Raw genomic sequence first — 15,807 nt, 5'->3', positions numbered from 1 at the left:
GCCATCCGTTCCGTCCCTCCCGAGCCGCCTGCACTGCGGCAGTCAGCATCTCACGCCCGCCGGAGCCGCACCCCGGTCCGTCCGGACCACGGTACGGGCGCCCGCCGCCCGTAGGAGACCGGCCACGCAGGCCGGTCCCGAAGGTCACACACGACCATTGTCACCCGAAAGTGGATCAGCCCTGACCGGCATCCAGGATGTCGACCACGAACACCAGCGGCGCGTTCGCCGGGATGTCGCCCTGGCCCTTGTCGCCGTAGGCGAGCGCCGCCGGGATCACCAGCTCGACCCGGCTGCCGACGGTCTGGCCCGCCAGACCCTGGTCCCAGCCCTGGATGACCTGGCCGCCGCCGACGGCGAAGCTGAACGCCTGGCCCTTGCCGAGCGAGGAGTCGAAGACCTTGCCGTCCTTGAACAGCGCGCCGGTGTACTGGACGACGACCTTCTCGCCCTTCTCCACCACCGGGCCCGTGCCCTTGATCAGGACGTGCGTCTTCAGCTCGGTCGGGTCCGCCGCGCCGGCCACCGGGGTGATCTCGGCCGGCTTCTTGCCGTTGTCCTTGACCTGCGGGAAGCCCGCCGGCGGCGGGGTGACCGTGCCGCTGACCGTCGCGTCGGGCGCGTTGGTGTTGCGGATGTCGATCACGAAGATCAGGTTGTCCTTCGCCCCGATCGACATGTCCGGCTTGCCCTGCGCACCGAAGGCCGCGGCCGGCGGCGCCACCACGAGGACCCGGCTGCCGGCCTTCTTGCCGAGCACCGCCTGGTCCAGCGCCGGGATCAGCGCGTCCGTGCCCGCCTGGAAGATCTGCTGCTTCTGGCCCTGGTCGAAGGAGCTCGGGATGTCCTTGCCGGTGTTCCAGTTCTTCGCCGTGTAGTCGACGGTCGTCCAGGAGTTCTTGTCCACCTTCGGGCCCGTGCCCTCGGACAGCACCTTGACCACGAACGAGCCGTCCGGCTGGTCGGACGGCACCTGGATGTCGGCCTTCTTGCCGAAGTCACCGGTGATCGCCGGCAGCACCTTGGCGTCGTCCTTGATCGGCGGCACCGGGTCGGCGGTCGGCGTGGGCGGCGCGCTCTTGACGGCCTCCGGCTTGGCGTCAGACGAGCCGTTGTCCTTGTTGACCATGTAGAGCGTCACACCGCTGCCGACCAGCAGCAGCGCGAGCACCGTGCCCAGGATCACGCCGAGACGGCCCACCGACGGCGGGTTCTCGTCGTACCCGGCCTCGGAGGAGTCGGCCTTGCGCACGTTCGACGCGAAGATCTGCGGCTCCTCGGTCTTCGTCCCGCCCGCCGCCCGCGGCCGGTCCTCCGGGCTCGCCCAGCCGGCCTGCTGCTTCAGGATCGACGGCGGCACGACGATCGACTCACCGTCGCCCGGCATCGGCCCGCCGGGACGCGACGCCGCCGGGTCACCCACGGATCCGTCGTTCGCGGTACCCGACCCGCCGGGGTTCGGCGCTTTCTCAGTCATGACTCCCCATCCATCTCGCCACAGGTCATTCGAGGTCTGCCACCGGCACGGTGAGCACCGGTTTGCCGTCGCACCGTCCGCCCGGGCCCCGGGCGCCGGCGGCGCCTGCCACAGTGCGAGGGCAGTATGACAGTTCAGGATGAGGGCGGGCGCTTCCGTGTGCGAGCGCCCGCCCAAGCGTACGGAATCCTGCCGGAGACTTCCTAGACCGCTTCCAGAATGTCGATCACGAACACCAGCGTGGAGTTCGCCGGCACCGCACCCTGCGCCTGGTCCTTGTACCCCAGCGCGGGCGGCACCACCAGCAGCACCCGGCTGCCCACGTTCTGCCCCACCAGACCCTTGTCCCAGCCCTCGATCACGCTCCCGGTGCCGATCTGCACCGCCTGCGCGCCACCGTGCGTCCAGGACGCGTCGAACGGCTGGCCGTTGCTCCACAGCACCCCGGCGTACTGCACCACCAGCGTCTGCCCCGTCTTGACCTGCTTGCCCTCGCCCTTGATCAACACCGCCTGCTGCAGGTCCGCGGGCGCCGCCTGCCCGGCCGGGACGGTGATCGTCGCCGCGGCCTTGCCGTTGTCCTTGACCTGCGGCAGGTTCGCCGGCGCCGGCGTCATCGTGCCCGTCAGCGTCGAATCCTGCGGCAGGCTCTCCATGACGTCGAACACGAACACCACGGTGTCACCCTTGGCCACACCCAGCTGGCTGCTGCCCTGATCCCCGAAAGCCGCCGCCGGCGGCGCCACCACCAGCAGCCGGCTCCCCACCTTCTTGCCGATCACACTCTGGTCGAACGCCGGCACCAACTGCCCGCTACCCGCCTGGTACAGCTGCGGCTTCCCACCCGCATCGTACGAACTCGGCAGATCCTTGCCGGTCGTCCAGTCCTTCGCCGTGTAGTTCACCGTCACCCAGTCGCCCTTGCCCACCGCCGCCCGATCACCCTCACTGACGGTGTTCACCACGAACTGGCCACTGGGCTGCTGGCCCTCGGGAATCGAAATCGTCGCCTTGCTGCCGAAACCGCCACCCGAAAGCGTGGGCATCGGCGAGGCCTCGTTGACCGGAGTCGGCACGGTCGGAGCCGCACTCGCCGTCGTCGGCGACACCGGACCCGCCGCCTTGGTCGAACTGCTGCAGGCAACCACCAGCAGCAGCGGAAGAGTGATCAGCAACCCGGCGGTGCGACGCACGGTGGTCCTCACTGTCGTTCGAAGTCGGCTCCCCAGACCCGACGGACAGCGTATGCCCCGCACCGGCCCGGCCCCGGTAGACACCACCGGGGCCGGCACCACGGACGTGATCATGGTGCCCCGATCACGGCACCCCGATCACATCCCCGCTCACGCCCGGACTCACATCCCGGCGATCAACTTCTCCACCCGCTCGTCCACCGAACGGAACGGGTCCTTGCACAACACCGTCCGCTGCGCCTGATCGTTCAGCTTCAGATGCACCCAGTCCACCGTGAAGTCCCGGCGCTGCTCCTGCGCCCGACGGATGAAGTCCCCCCGCAGCCGCGCCCGGGTCGTCTGCGGCGGAATCGACTTCGCCTCGAACGTCTTGAGGTCCGTCGTCACCCGCTGCGCCTGCCCCTTGCCCTGGAGCAGGTAGAACAGCCCGCGCCGGCGGTGGATGTCGTGGTACGCGAGGTCGATCTGCGCCACCCGCGGATTGGACATGCTCATCTGGTGCTTCTCGCGGTACCGCTCGATGAGCTTGTACTTCATGATCCAGTCGATCTCGGTCGCCACCCCGTCCAGCCGCTCCGTGCGGACCGCCTCCAGGGTGCGGCCCCACAGGTCGAGGACCCGGGCGATCGTGCCGGTGTTGATGCCCTTGCGGTCCGCGAACTCCAGCGCCTTGGTGTAGTACTCCTCCTGGATGTCCAGCGCGCTGGCCTCCCGCCCGTTGGCGAGCCGCACCTGATGCGTACCGGTGAGATCGTGGCTGACCTCGCGGATCGCCCGGATCGGGTTCTCCAGGGTCAGGTCGCGCATCACCACACCGGCCTCGATCAGCCGCAGCACCAGGTCGGTGGCGCCCACCTTCAGCAGCGTCGTGGTCTCCGACATGTTGGAGTCACCGACGATCACGTGCAGACGGCGGTAACGCTCGGCGTCCGCGTGCGGCTCGTCACGGGTGTTGATGATCGGACGCGAGCGGGTCGTCGCCGAGCTGACACCCTCCCAGATGTGCTCCGCCCGCTGGCTCACGCAGTACACCGCGCCGCGCGGCGTCTGCAGCACCTTGCCCGCACCGCAGATCAGCTGACGGGTGACGAGGAACGGGATCAGCACGTCCGCCAGCCGGGAGAACTCGCCGTGCCGGGCCACCAGGTAGTTCTCGTGGCAGCCATAGGAGTTGCCGGCCGAGTCCGTGTTGTTCTTGAAGAGGTAGACGTCCCCCGCGATGCCCTCCTCGTGCAACCGCCGCTCGGCGTCCACCAGGAGCCCTTCGAGGATGCGCTCGCCCGCCTTGTCGTGCGTCACCAGCTCGACCACGTCGTCGCACTCGGGGGTGGCGTACTCGGGGTGGGAACCCACGTCGAGGTACAGCCGGGCACCGTTGCGCAGGAACACGTTGCTGCTGCGGCCCCAGGAGACGACGCGGCGGAACAGGTACCGCGCCACCTCGTCCGGCGACAGCCGCCGCTGCCCGCGGAACGTGCAAGTGACCCCGTACTCGTTCTCCAGCCCGAAAATTCGGCGGTCCATGACACTCCTCTTCCTGTCGGAGCTGTTCCGAAACCGCCTCCACGACAGTCAAACCGCCGCAGGGGCACCGGAGTCCCGCACGGCGGCCGGGCCGCCGCACGGGACTCCGAAGGCACTACTCGTCCGACGGCGGGGTGGCCGCCGGACCTTCCTCGTCGTCATCCACCGCGGACTGGTCCCCGTCGAGCAGCCGGCCGAGCTGACCACCCAGGATCCGCTTGAACTTCCGCTGCTGGAACCGCTGGCGGTCGAGGACGGCCACCTCCAGCTGCTCCGGCGTCAGGCTGCGGGCGCTGCCACCGTTGGGGTCGCGGGCCAGCGAGTCGACGGCGAGCCGCACCGCCTCGCCCAACGCCATCCCGCCGCGGTGGCGCTGGCCCAGGTAGTTGCCGATGGAGTCGGCGTTGCCGCCGACCACCACGTAGTTCTTCTCGTCGACGATCGAGCCGTCCGGAGTGAGGCGGTAGACCTGGTCCTCCTCCGTCGTCCGGCCGACCTCGGCGACGATCAGCTCGACCTCGTACGGCTTCTCGCCGACCGAGGAGAAGATCGTGCCCAGCGTCTGGGCGTAGACGTTGGCGAGGCCCCGGGCCGTGACGTCGGCCCGGTCGTAGGAGTAGCCGCGCAGGTCGGCGTAACGCACGCCGCCGATGCGCAGGTTCTCGAACTCGTTGTAGCGGCCGACCGCCGCGAAGGCGATCTTGTCGTAGATCTCGGAGACCTTGTGCAGCGCCCGCGAGGTGTTCTCGGCGACGAAGACGATGCCGTCGGCGTAGGTGAGCACGACCACGCTGCGACCGCGCGCGATGCCCTTGCGGGCGTACTCCGCGCGGTCCGCCATGGCCTGCTGGGGCGAGACGTAGAACGGTGTCGACACCGGCGGTCGTCCCTTTCCTGTGAGGTAGCGGCTAGAGCAGCGGGGCCTGCGGGCCGTTGGGGTGGGCGAGGCGCTGGTCGGTGATGGAGACGGCGATCTGCGCGACCTCCGGCTCGGTGAGCCGGCGGAAGCCGTCCGCGGTGATCAGCGAGACGATCGGGTAGATCTTGCGGGCCAGGTCGGGACCGCCGGTGGCGGAGTCGTCGTCCGCCGCGTCGTAGAGCGCCTGGACGACCAGGGTGGCGGCCTGGTCGGCCGTCAGGCCTTCCCGGTAGAGCTTCTTCATCGAGCCGCGCGCGAACACCGAACCGGAGCCGGTGGCCGCGAAGCCGCGCTCCTCGGAGCGCCCGCCGGTGACGTCGTAGCCGAAGATCCGCCCCCGGCCGAGGTCGAGGTCGTAGCCGGCGAACATCGGCACCACCGCGAGGCCCTGCATCGCCATGCCGAGGTTGCCCCGGATCATGCTGGTGAGCCGGTTGGCCTTGCCCTCCAGGGAGAGCGTGGCACCCTCGATCTTCTCGTAGTGCTCCAGCTCCAGCTGGAACAGCCGGACCATCTCGACCGCGAGGCCCGCGGTGCCGGCGATGCCGACCGCGCTGTACTCGTCGGCCGGGAACACCTTCTCGATGTCCCGCTGGGCGATCACGTTGCCCATGGTGGCGCGACGGTCACCGGCGATGACCACGCCGTCGTCGAACACCGCGGCGACGATCGTGGTCCCGTGCGGGGCCTCGACCACCGCCCCCTCCGGAAGCCCACGACGGCCGGGGATCAACTCCGGCTTGTGCTCGGCGAGGAAGTCCAGGAACGAGGAGGACCCCGGGGTCAGGAAGGCAGCCGGTAGACGCCCGGTGCCACGAGTGTTGGCTTCCACACGATTCCTTCCAGGTAGTCGGCAGCCCTCCGAAGCACGTCGGGCCGGTCCCTCAGCTGCCCCAGAGCGGCGTTACAGGCGAAACAGAGGACACCACGGACCCTACCCGTTTCATGGTCGTGATCCACGTGCTCCGCCCGCCGCTCAAGACAGATAGCGCAGATCCCGCACTGCTCGGCGAACAACACCGCCAGCTCGGCCTCGGTCAGTCCGTGCGTTCTCTTGAAATACCGCCGCCGATCCTCGGCTCTACGGCATGGTTTGCAGTGCGAGTTGAATCCGTCCGTCGCGGCACGATTCCGGCCCCAGTCGGAATGGGGCCGGATTTCCTCGCACTTCGGACAGCGCTTGTACCCATCGGGCATGCGCTGTCGTACCACCTTGCCCTTGCCAAGCCTCTGCTGGTGATATTCCGCCGTGCACGCCCGGCAATAGACCTGAAGCCCGTTCGGTCGCGCCCTATTGCGCGCGAAATCAGTCTCAGGAAGCCACTGCCGACAGCGTCCACAACATGCCCGATTTTCAAAATCGGACATTTGGGTCATTGCCCACCCTTCTGGACAAATCCCCTCACGAAATCCTCGGCGTTCGATTCGAGCACCTCGTCGATTTCGTCCAGCACCGCGTCGACGTCGTCGCTGAGCTTTTCCTGGCGTTCCTTGAGGTCGTCGGAATTCTGGGCTTCCGCGGCCTGCTCCTCGACCTCCTCGGAGGAGCGGTTCGCCCGCTGCTGGCCGCCGCCGGTGTCCTTGCTCGCCATTTCCCTCACCCCGCTCGAATCGTCTGGCACGGTTGGGTCGCCGCTTGCTGCACCGACCCTATACACAAGGTGCGACTACCGCTCCCGGTTTGCCGGTGGCGCTTCCTGTCCAACACCCGCTGTCACCCCGGATGATTCCCATTCGGCGGACGTTCACCCGTGGTGATCGAAAAGTTACCCGCCGGAGAGGACCCGGAGCAGGTCCTCGGCCGTCCGGCAGCGGTCGAGCAGTTCCTTGACGTGGTTGCGGGTGCCGCGCAGGGGCTCCAGGGTGGGCACCCGCTGCAGCGAGTCGCGGCCCGGCAGGTCGAAGATGACCGAGTCCCAGGACGCCGCCGCCACGTGCTCCGCGTACTGGTCCAGGCAGCGCCCGCGGAAGTACGCCCTGGTGTCCTCCGGGGGCTTGGAGACGGCCCGCTCGACCTCCTGCTCGGTGACCAGCCGCTCGAACCTGCCGCGGGCCACCAGGCGGTTGTAGAGGCCCTTCTCGGGCCGCACGTCGCTGTACTGGAGGTCGACGAGGTGCAGCCGCGGGTTGTCCCACTCCAGGGCGTCCCGGCTGCGGTAGCCCTCGAGGATCTCCCGCTTGGCGATCCAGTCCAGCTGGCGGGAGAGCGACATCGGGTCGCGCTCCAGCCGGCCGAGGACGTCCTCCCAGCGCGCCAGGACGTCCATCGTCTGCTCGTCCGCGTCGGTGCCGAAGCGGTCCTCGACGTACTTGCGCGCGAGCTCGAAGTACTCCAGCTGCAGCTGGACGGCGGTGAGCTTGCGCCCGTTGCGCAGGGTGATCAGGTGTTTGAGCGTCGGGTCGTGGGAGACCCGGTGCAGGGTGCGCACCGGCTGGTCGACGGCGAGGTCGGAGGCGATGAAGGAGTCCTCGATCATCGACAGGACCAGCGCGGTGGTGCCGAGCTTGAGGTAGGTGGAGATCTCGGAGAGGTTGGCGTCGCCGATGATCACGTGCAGCCGGCGGTACTTCTCGGCGTCGGCGTGCGGTTCGTCGCGGGTGTTGATGATCGGCCGCTTGAGGGTGGTCTCCAGGCCGACCTCGACCTCGAAGTAGTCGGCGCGCTGGCTGATCTGGAAGCCGTGTGCGGAGCCGTCCTGGCCGATGCCGACGCGGCCGGCTCCGGTGACCACCTGACGGGAGACGAAGAACGGGGTGAGGTGGCGGACGATGTCGGCGAACGGCGTCGCCCGCTTCATCAGGTAGTTCTCGTGGGTGCCGTAGGAGGCGCCCTTGTTGTCGGTGTTGTTCTTGTACAGGTGGATGTTCTGCCCGTTGGGCAATTCCAGGGCGCGCTGTGCGGCGGCCGCCATGATCCGTTCGCCGGCCTTGTCCCAGAGCACGGCGTCGCGCGGGTTGGTCACCTCGGGCGAGCTGTACTCGGGGTGCGCGTGGTCCACGTAGAACCGGGCCCCGTTGGTCAGGATGACGTTGGCGAGGCCGATGTCCTCGTCGGTCAGCTGGCTGGCGTCCGCCACCTCGCGCGCGAGGTCGAAGCCCCGTGCGTCGCGCAGCGGGTTCTCCTCCTCGAAGTCCCAGCGGGCCCGCCGTGCCCGGTGCATCGCCGCCGCGTACGCGTTGACGATCTGGGACGAGGTGAGCATGGCGTTGGCGTTGGGGTGCCCGGGCACGGAGATCCCGTACTCGGTCTCGATGCCCATCACGCGCCGTACGGTCATGCGGCCCTCCTTGCCCGGTGCGCCGCCCCCCTGGGCGGAACACGCTGACGTACCGCTGAACAACACCGGTGCCGGCGGTCTGCCCGCGAACGGTGCGTCGAGCCTAGAACGCGGGGCCGATGGCCGGGCCCCGAGACGCGCCGTCCGGCTGCGGGGCCGCGAGGCGCCACAGCCGGACGGGGTGCGTGCTGCTCCGGGGACCGGTACCGGCCCGGGTCAAGCGGTTACAGGTACTGCCCCGTGTTGGCGACAGTGTCGATGGAGCGGCCGGACTCGGCGCCCTGCTTGCCGGTGACGAGCGTGCGGATGAAGACGATCCGCTCGCCCTTCTTGCCGGAGATGCGGGCCCAGTCGTCCGGGTTGGTGGTGTTGGGCAGGTCCTCGTTCTCCTTGAACTCGTCCACGCAGGCGGCGAGCAGGTGGGAGACGCGCAGACCGCGCTGGCCGTGGTCGAGGAAGTCCTTGATGGCCATCTTCTTCGCGCGGTCGACGATGTTCTGGATCATCGCGCCGGAGTTGAAGTCCTTGAAGTACAGGACTTCCTTGTCCCCGTTGGCGTAGGTGACCTCCAGGAAGCGGTTGTCCTCGGTCTCCGAGTACATCCGTTCCACGACCGACTGGATCATCGCGGCCACGGTGGCGTCGATGGAGCCGTCGTGCTCCTTGAGGTCGTCGGGGTGGAAGGGCAGCGAGGCCTTCAGGTACTTGGAGAAGATGTCCTTCGCGGCCTCGGCGTCCGGGCGCTCGATCTTGATCTTGACGTCCAGGCGGCCGGGCCGCAGGATCGCCGGGTCGATCATGTCCTCGCGGTTCGAGGCGCCGATGACGATGACGTTCTCCAGGCCCTCCACGCCGTCGATCTCGGCGAGCAGCTGCGGGACGATGGTGTTCTCCACGTCCGAGCTGACGCCCGAGCCTCGGGTGCGGAAGAGCGACTCCATCTCGTCGAAGAAGACGATGACGGGGGTGCCCTCGCCGGCCTTCTCCCGGGCCCGCTGGAAGACCAGGCGGATCTGCCGCTCGGTCTCGCCCACGTACTTGTTGAGGAGCTCGGGGCCCTTGATGTTGAGGAAGTAGCTCTTGCCCTGGGGGCGGCCGGTGACCTCGGCGACCTTCTTGGCGAGCGAGTTGGCGACCGCCTTGGCGATCAGCGTCTTGCCGCAGCCGGGCGGGCCGTAGAGCAGGACGCCCTTGGGCGGGCGCAGCTCGTACTCCTTGAAGAGGTCGGCGTGCAGGTAGGGCAGCTCGACCGCGTCGCGGATGAGTTCGATCTGGTTGCTGAGGCCGCCGATCTGGCGGTAGTCGATGTCCGGGACCTCTTCGAGGACGAGTTCCTCGACCTCGGACTTCGGCACGACCTCGTAGACGTAGCCGGAGCGGGGCTCCAGCAGGAGGGCGTCCCCGGCCCGGATGGTGACCTCGCGCAGCGGTTCGGCGAGGCGTACGACGCGTTCCTCGTCGGTGTGGCCGATGACCAGGGCGCGTTCGCCGTCCTCGAGGATCTCCTTGAGGGTGACGATCTCGCCGATGCGCTCGAAGGCCATCGCGTCCACGATGTTGAGGGCCTCGTTGAGCATCACTTCCTGGCCGCGCCGCAGGCCGTCGAGTTCGACGTCGGGGCTGACGTTGACGCGGAGCTTGCGGCCGCCGGTGAAGATGTCGGCGGTGCCGTCCTCGTTGGCCTGCAGGAAGGTGCCGAAGCCGGCGGGCGGCTGGGCCAGCCGGTCCACCTCTTCCTTGAGGGCCACGATCTGGTCGCGGGCCTCGCGCAGCGTGGAGGCGAGTCGTTCGTTCTGGGCGGTCACGCCGGCCAGGTTGGTCTGGAGCTCGACGATCCGCTCTTCGAGGATTCTCGAATTGCGCGGCGAGTCGGCGAGCTTGCGGCGCAGCACGGCGATTTCCTGCTCAAGGTACGAGACCTGAGCGGCCTCGTCGGAACCACGAGCGGGCCTGCCGGTGCTGCGGTTGTAGTCGTCATCGTGGGCTGCCACGGTCCTCACCTCCTCCGGGGAGCTGGACGCTTCCAGACCCTACCTGGGACCAGGGGTCCGTAAACCCCTAGATCAAGAAAGATGGAACGGGCGTGTCCGATCTTCGCCCTCGCGTGCTTCCCCTCTGCTAAGGGGATACCCACCGCGCACGGCCCAAAGCGGACCAGATGTATCGTCGAGCGAGTCGATATCCGATCGGGACCGGGACAAGGGGTCCGATCGTTGTACGAATGGCGGGATTGCCCATGTATTGGGGCGACCCGGGACAGAAACGGCGGAGTGCGATGTCGGTGACCGAGCGGACGGCGGCGGGCGAGAGCCTGGAGGTGTGGATCGACCAGGACCTGTGCACCGGTGACGGCATCTGTGCGCAGTACGCGCCGGAGGTGTTCGAGCTCGACATCGACGGTCTGGCGTACGTGAAGGGGCCGGATGACGAGTTGCGTCAGCAGCCGGGTGAGACGGCTCCGGTGCCGCTGACGCTGCTTCAGGATGTGGTGGATTCGGCCAAGGAGTGCCCCGGCGACTGCATCCACGTGCGCCGGGTCGAGGACGGGGTTGAGGTGTACGGGCCGGACGCGGACGAATAGGCGTTTCAGGTCCGGGTGTTCGGGGCGGCGGTCTGGGTGCGTACCCAGCCGCCGCTCTTGTGCGTCCAGGTGAGGTCGAGTGAGACGTCGGGGCTGAAGCGGGGGACGTCGTCGCTGGAGTAGCCCTGTGCGTGGCCGGTGATGGTGCCGTCGGAGCGCAGGTTGAGCCGGGTGACGGTGAGGTTGTCGCGTTCGGAGACGAGGGTGGCGAGGACGACGGGCCGTTCGGCGGTGCCGCCGAGGAGGTAGACGGCGTCGGGCGGGGTGCCGGTTTCGGCGGCGCAGTGTGCGGCGACGATGGTGCTGGGCCGGCCGTCGCCGAGGTCGGCGGCGAGGCTGACCGTGGGTTTGACGGGGAACGGGCCGCAGTCGAGGGGGAGTTGGGCTTTGGCGGGGTCGGGGGCGAGGGCCTTGGCGGCGGCTTTGGGGGCGGTGCCGTGGAGGGGCGCCGGGGTGCCGGTGGCGGGTGAGGCGGCGAGGGCACTTGCAACGACGGCTGCGCAGCCGGCGAGTGCGAGGGCCCAGTGCCAGGGGGTGGTTCGGTCGTGGCCGGGCCGGGTGCGGCCTGCCGGGGTCTGCTGTCCAGCCGTCGTCGCGACCGCGGTCTCCACCAGGCGTCCCCTCCAGTGCTCTGTGCGAAGTGGTGTGTGCGAAGTGGTCTGTGCCAAGTGCTCTGCGTGAGCTGGCATCGTCCCACATCGCGGCGGCCGTCGGGTGCCCGGGGCGGGAACGCCGAAGGGGTGGCGCGGACGGGCCGCGCCACCCCTTCCGGGACGGTCGTGCGTCAGCCGAGGTCGGTCTCGTCGGCCGCGGCGGCGCGGGCGGCGGCCCGGGCGGCCGCGCGCTCCTGGAGGGTCGGCTCGGGCGTGCCGTTGTCGTAGTCCTCGCCGTAGGCGCCCTTGGCGGGGCGGCGGCGGCGCAGCGGCGGCTCGACGCCGTCGGCGAGGCGCCGGGCGGTGAGGAGGAAGCCGGTGTGGCCGATCATGCGGTGGTCGGGGCGGACGGCGAGGCCTTCGAGGTGCCAGGTGCGGACCATGGTCTCCCAGGCCTGCGGCTCGGTGAAGGTGCCGTGGTCGCGCAGTGCCTCGACGGTCTTGGACATCTGCGTGGTGGTGGCGACGTAGCAGCAGATGAGGCCGCCGGGGACGAGTGCCTTGGAGGCGACGTCGAGGCATTCCCAGGGGGCGAGCATGTCGAGGATGATGCGGTCGACGTCGGTTTCGACGAGGTTGTCCTGGAGGTCGCCGACGGTGAGCTTCCAGGCCGGGTGGGAGCCGCCGAAGTAGCGTTCGACGTTCCCCTTGGCGATGTCGGCGAAGTCCTGCCGGCGCTCGTAGGAGGCGAGCATGCCCTGTTCGCCGACGGCGCGCAGCAGGTAGGTGCTGAGCGCGCCGGAGCCCACGCCGGCTTCGACGACGCGGGCGCCGGCGAAGATGTCGGCCATCGCGAGGATCTGGCCCGCGTCCTTGGGGTAGATCACGGCGGCGCCGCGGGGCATGGACAGGACGTAGTCGGGGAGCAGGGGGCGCAGCGCGAGGTACGGGACGTTCCCCGTGGTGCGCACGACCGTGCCTTCGGGGGCGCCGATCAGCTCGTCGTGGGGGAACGCACCCTTGTGGGTGTGGAACTGGTTCCCGGCCTGGAGCGTGAACGTGTAGTGGCGACCCTTGGGGTCGGTCAGCTGGACCTGGTCCCCGACCTGGAAGGGCCCGCGTCGGCGGGCGGCACCGGTCGGTTCGGACATGCGGCCAATCCTAAGGGAAGTGTGCACTCGCGCCTGCCAGGGGCCCCGGTCAGCGGCCTGTGACGGCGGCGGTGAGGCGTTGTTCGATGTCGGTGAGGGCGACGACGCCGTAGGTGCGGCCGTCGGGTTCGACGACGAGGTATTCGCCGGCCGGGGTGGCGCGGACGGCGCGCAGGAGGTCTTCGCCGGTGAGGTCGGCGGCGAGTCGCAGGCCGGGTTCGAGGTCGCGGGCGAGGGGGCCGACGGCGACCCAGGGGCGGCGGTGTTCGGGGACGGCGCGGACGGCGGATTCGCGGACGATGGCGATCGGCTCGCCGCGGCCGTCGATGACGACGACGGCTCCGGCCTGGGCTTCGCGGGCGCGTCGCAGGGCTTCGCCGAGGGGGGTGTCGGCGGTGACTTCGACGGCCCGGCGGGCGAGGTCGCGCAGGCGGAGTCCGGGCAGGGCTTCTTTGAGGCGGGCGTTGCGGACGCTGCCGCCGGCGCCGTTCCAGATGATCGCGGCGAGGACGGCGGCGATGACGGCGTCGACGAGGGTGTCGGTGCCGGTGCGTTGGACTCCGCGGGAGGCGCTGATCAGGGGTAGTCCGATGAGGACGGCGACGGCGAGCGCGCGGCCGACCCAGGCGGCGGCGATGGTGCCGGTCATCGGTTTTCCGGTGACGGCCCAGACGGCCGCGCGCAGCATGCGGCCGCCGTCCAGGGGCAGTCCGGGCAGCAGGTTGAAGGCGGCGACGACGAAGTTGGAGACCATGAGGCCGGTGAGCAGCACGCCGGGTACCGAGGCGAGTTCGACGGCCCGGGTGGCGAGGTAGAAGGCTCCGCCGAGGACGAGGGAGAGGAGGGGGCCGACGAAGGCCAGCCAGAATTCCCGCCATGGCGTCTCGGCCTCGTTCTCGATCTCGGAGACGCCGCCGAAGAACTGGAGCTGGATGCGGCGCACGCCGAGCCGGTAGCGCAGGGCGACGAGGGTGTGGGCGAGTTCGTGGATCAGGACGGAGGCGTAGAAGACGACGGCGAAGGAGAAGGCGACGAGGTAGCGGGAGCCGCCGAGCCCGGGCAGGACGCCGCCCAGCTGCCCGCCGAAGATCCAGGTGATCAGGGCGGCGATGACGAACCAGGACGGGGTGACGTAGATGGGCACGCCGAAGGGCCGGCCCATCAGGATGCCGGCGCCGCGCTTGCGCGGTTCCGGTGTCCGGCCGGGCGGGCGACCGCCGTCGTGCGGCGGCTGGTCGGAGGTCCGCTGCCCCCTGCTGTCGCTCACCGTGTTCCCTTCGGTCGACTCCCCCGAGTTGCGCCGGTTGCCCACGCTACGTGATCTCGGCGGCACCGCGCCGCGCGCCCCTCTGTCTGAGTGCATACCCACTGGGGCGGGCCCTGTTCGGCGGCGTGGCAGCACGGTGGCAGCGGGATGACAGCGAAGGGCAATAGGGTCGGGTGCATGCAGCAGACCGACACCACCAGTGCCGCCGGGGTCCCGGCGCGCCCGGCGGCGCCCCCGACCGGCCTGTCCCCGTCCCGTGCGGGTGACTTCCTGACCTGCCCGTTGCTGTACCGGCTGCGGGTGATCGACCGGCTGCCGGAGCCGCCGAGCGCGGCGGCGACGCGGGGCACGCTGGTGCACGCGGTGCTGGAGCGGCTGTTCGACAGCCCGGCGGTCGAGCGGACGCCGGAGCGGGCGCTGGGCCTGCTGCGCCCGCAGTGGGAGCGGCTGCTGGGCGAGCGTCCGGAGCTCGGCGGGCTGTTCCCGGACGATCCGGACGGGGCGGCGCTCACGCGCTGGCTGGGGGACGCCGAGAAGCTGGTGGGCCAGTGGTTCCGGCTGGAGGACCCGACCCGGCTGCATCCGGTGGAGCGCGAGCTGTACGTGGAGACGGCCCTGGAGTCGGGGCTGCTGCTGCGCGGCTACATCGACCGGGTCGACGTCGCCCCGACCGGCGAGGTCCGTCTGGTGGACTACAAGACCGGCCGGGCGCCCTCGCGGGACTTCGAGGGCAAGGCGATGTTCCAGATGAAGTTCTACGCGCTGGTGGTGTGGCGCTGGAAGGGCGTGATCCCCAAGCGGCTCCAGCTGGTCTACCTCGGCGGGGGCGGGGACGTCGTCTCGTACGACCCGGACGAGGCGGACCTGCTCGCCGTGGAGCGCAAGCTGCAGGCGCTCTGGGAGCGGATCGCCCACGCGGTGGCCACCGGGGACTTCCCGGCGACCCGCAACCGGCTCTGCGACTGGTGCGACCACCAGGCCAGCTGCCCGGAGTTCGGCGGCACGCCGCCGCCGTACCCGCTGCCGCTGGCCCGTACGTCTGAAGAGGGCGATCCCACGGGGGATCCGAACGGCAAGGAGTCCTAGTGACGATCCGAGTGCTGCTGGTCGACGACCAGCCGCTGCTGCGCACCGGTTTCCGGATGATCCTGGAGGCCGAGTCCGACCTGGTGGTGGTCGGTGAGGCCGGCGACGGTCAGCAGGCGCTGGACCAGGTCCGGGCGCTGCAGCCCGACGTGGTGCTGATGGACATCCGGATGCCGAGGATGGACGGCGTCGAGGCGACCCGCCGGATCGCCGGGCCGGGGCGGGACGGGCCGGCCAAGGTGCTGGTGCTGACCACCTTCGACCTGGACGAGTACGTGGTGGAGGCGCTGCGCGCGGGCGCGAGCGGCTTCCTGCTGAAGGACGTGCCGGCCGAGGAGCTGGTGCAGGCGATCCGGGTGGTCGCGGACGGTGCGGCGATGCTGGCGCCGAGCATCACCCGGCGGCTGCTGGACATGTACGCCACCAAGCTGCCGTCGGGCGAGGAGGCGCCGCCGCAGGCGCTGAACGCGCTGACCGAGCGGGAGCTGGAGGTGCTGAAGCTGGTGGCGCGCGGGCTGTCGAACGCGGAGATCGCGGCCGAGCTGTTCGTCAGCGAGACGACGGTGAAGACGCACGTGGGGCACGTCCTGACGAAGCTCCAGCTGCGTGACCGCGTCCAGGCGGCGGTGTACGCGTACGAGAGCGGGCTGGTGCGCCCGGGCGCGCTGTAGGAGCGCGGTAGGAGCGCTCTGCGAACGGCGACGGCCCGTCCGCCTCCCCGTGAGGGGCAGCGGGCGG

Annotated in this window: 15 protein-coding genes; 3 read left to right on the top strand and 12 right to left on the bottom strand. The window is 69.9% G+C overall.

Translation table 11 applies throughout. The annotated features are described in order from the left end of the window. Positions 1-175: 175 nt before the first annotated feature. From AB0O00_RS15465 to arc, 9 genes are all read right to left on the bottom strand, one after another. Positions 176-1,477, bottom strand: a complete 1,302-nt coding sequence (locus AB0O00_RS15465; protein ID WP_363651952.1) for an FKBP-type peptidyl-prolyl cis-trans isomerase — start codon at positions 1,475-1,477, stop codon at positions 176-178. A gap of 203 nt (positions 1,478-1,680) precedes the next feature. Then, positions 1,681-2,670: an FKBP-type peptidyl-prolyl cis-trans isomerase gene (locus AB0O00_RS15460; RefSeq protein ID WP_363651950.1), complete on the bottom strand. Its 990-nt coding sequence runs from the start codon at positions 2,668-2,670 to the stop codon at positions 1,681-1,683. Between the two features lie 162 nt (positions 2,671-2,832). Then, positions 2,833-4,194 (bottom strand): Pup--protein ligase, encoded by a 1,362-nt coding sequence (gene pafA, locus AB0O00_RS15455; RefSeq protein ID WP_363651948.1) that lies wholly within the window; start codon positions 4,192-4,194, stop codon positions 2,833-2,835. A 115-nt stretch (positions 4,195-4,309) separates the two neighbouring features. Then, on the bottom strand, positions 4,310-5,071 hold the full coding sequence (gene prcA / locus AB0O00_RS15450; RefSeq protein WP_363651946.1) for a proteasome subunit alpha: 762 nt from the start codon (positions 5,069-5,071) through the stop codon (positions 4,310-4,312). 31 nt (positions 5,072-5,102) lie between these two features. After that, entirely contained in the window at positions 5,103-5,945 is an 843-nt protein-coding gene (gene prcB / locus AB0O00_RS15445) for a proteasome subunit beta (RefSeq protein ID WP_363651944.1), read from the bottom strand. After that, positions 5,897-6,310 carry an endonuclease VII domain-containing protein gene (locus AB0O00_RS15440; protein WP_363651955.1) on the bottom strand — a complete coding sequence of 138 codons (414 nt, stop codon included), beginning with the start codon at positions 6,308-6,310 and terminating at the stop codon, positions 5,897-5,899. The genes prcB and AB0O00_RS15440 overlap by 49 nt, the downstream gene beginning before the upstream one ends. 176 nt (positions 6,311-6,486) lie before the next feature. Then, the gene (locus tag AB0O00_RS15435) at positions 6,487-6,705 is read right to left on the bottom strand and encodes a ubiquitin-like protein Pup (RefSeq protein ID WP_363651942.1); all 219 of its coding nucleotides are present in this window, start codon (positions 6,703-6,705) and stop codon (positions 6,487-6,489) included. A 174-nt stretch (positions 6,706-6,879) separates the two neighbouring features. Beyond that, entirely contained in the window at positions 6,880-8,391 is a 1,512-nt protein-coding gene (gene dop / locus AB0O00_RS15430; protein ID WP_363651940.1) for a depupylase/deamidase Dop, read from the bottom strand. A gap of 224 nt (positions 8,392-8,615) precedes the next feature. Next, positions 8,616-10,382, bottom strand: coding sequence for a proteasome ATPase (gene arc / locus AB0O00_RS15425; protein WP_363651938.1), 1,767 nt, complete (start codon positions 10,380-10,382; stop codon positions 8,616-8,618). Between the two features lie 284 nt (positions 10,383-10,666). Here arc and AB0O00_RS15420 point away from each other — a divergent pair, with 284 nt between their 5' ends. Next, on the top strand, positions 10,667-10,972 hold the full coding sequence (locus AB0O00_RS15420; RefSeq protein WP_363651954.1) for a ferredoxin: 306 nt from the start codon (positions 10,667-10,669) through the stop codon (positions 10,970-10,972). 5 nt (positions 10,973-10,977) lie between these two features. On the opposite strand, the gene AB0O00_RS15415 is transcribed toward AB0O00_RS15420, so the two are convergent. The 3 genes from AB0O00_RS15415 to AB0O00_RS15405 form a co-directional block, all read right to left on the bottom strand. After that, positions 10,978-11,583 (bottom strand): hypothetical protein, encoded by a 606-nt coding sequence (locus tag AB0O00_RS15415; RefSeq protein ID WP_363651936.1) that lies wholly within the window; start codon positions 11,581-11,583, stop codon positions 10,978-10,980. 173 nt (positions 11,584-11,756) lie between these two features. After that, positions 11,757-12,716: a tRNA (adenine-N1)-methyltransferase gene (locus AB0O00_RS15410; protein WP_363651934.1), complete on the bottom strand. Its 960-nt coding sequence runs from the start codon at positions 12,714-12,716 to the stop codon at positions 11,757-11,759. Between the two features lie 49 nt (positions 12,717-12,765). Further along, the gene (locus tag AB0O00_RS15405) at positions 12,766-13,983 is read right to left on the bottom strand and encodes a site-2 protease family protein (protein ID WP_363651932.1); all 1,218 of its coding nucleotides are present in this window, start codon (positions 13,981-13,983) and stop codon (positions 12,766-12,768) included. A gap of 177 nt (positions 13,984-14,160) precedes the next feature. Between AB0O00_RS15405 and AB0O00_RS15400 the strand changes: the two genes are divergently transcribed. Together AB0O00_RS15400 and AB0O00_RS15395 are read left to right on the top strand one after the other, a co-directional pair. Next, on the top strand, positions 14,161-15,069 hold the full coding sequence (locus AB0O00_RS15400; protein ID WP_363651930.1) for a RecB family exonuclease: 909 nt from the start codon (positions 14,161-14,163) through the stop codon (positions 15,067-15,069). Beyond that, positions 15,069-15,740 carry a response regulator transcription factor gene (locus AB0O00_RS15395; protein ID WP_030299918.1) on the top strand — a complete coding sequence of 224 codons (672 nt, stop codon included), beginning with the start codon at positions 15,069-15,071 and terminating at the stop codon, positions 15,738-15,740. Before AB0O00_RS15400 ends, AB0O00_RS15395 begins: the two co-directional genes overlap by 1 nt. The last annotated feature ends 67 nt before the right edge of the window (positions 15,741-15,807 follow it).

It is taken from the genome of Kitasatospora sp. NPDC093558, assembly GCF_040683475.1.
GTDB lineage: Bacteria > Actinomycetota > Actinomycetes > Streptomycetales > Streptomycetaceae > Kitasatospora.
This window is presented reverse-complemented; position numbering and strand designations above follow the sequence as displayed.

Bases quoted from the DNA above. Each gene is read 5' to 3' on its own strand.
- AB0O00_RS15465 (WP_363651952.1), bottom strand. From the start codon at position 1,477: ATGACTGAGAAAGCGCCGAACCCCGGCGGGTCGGGTACCGCGAACGAC.
- AB0O00_RS15435 (WP_363651942.1), bottom strand. From the start codon at position 6,705: ATGGCGAGCAAGGACACCGGCGGCGGCCAGCAGCGGGCGAACCGCTCC.
- AB0O00_RS15440 (WP_363651955.1), bottom strand. From the start codon at position 6,310: ATGCCCGATGGGTACAAGCGCTGTCCGAAGTGCGAGGAAATCCGGCCC.
- AB0O00_RS15420 (WP_363651954.1), top strand. From the start codon at position 10,667: ATGTCGGTGACCGAGCGGACGGCGGCGGGCGAGAGCCTGGAGGTGTGG.
- AB0O00_RS15400 (WP_363651930.1), top strand. From the start codon at position 14,161: ATGCAGCAGACCGACACCACCAGTGCCGCCGGGGTCCCGGCGCGCCCG.
- pafA (WP_363651948.1), bottom strand. From the start codon at position 4,194: ATGGACCGCCGAATTTTCGGGCTGGAGAACGAGTACGGGGTCACTTGC.
- dop (WP_363651940.1), bottom strand. From the start codon at position 8,391: ATGACCGTACGGCGCGTGATGGGCATCGAGACCGAGTACGGGATCTCC.
- AB0O00_RS15410 (WP_363651934.1), bottom strand. From the start codon at position 12,716: ATGTCCGAACCGACCGGTGCCGCCCGCCGACGCGGGCCCTTCCAGGTC.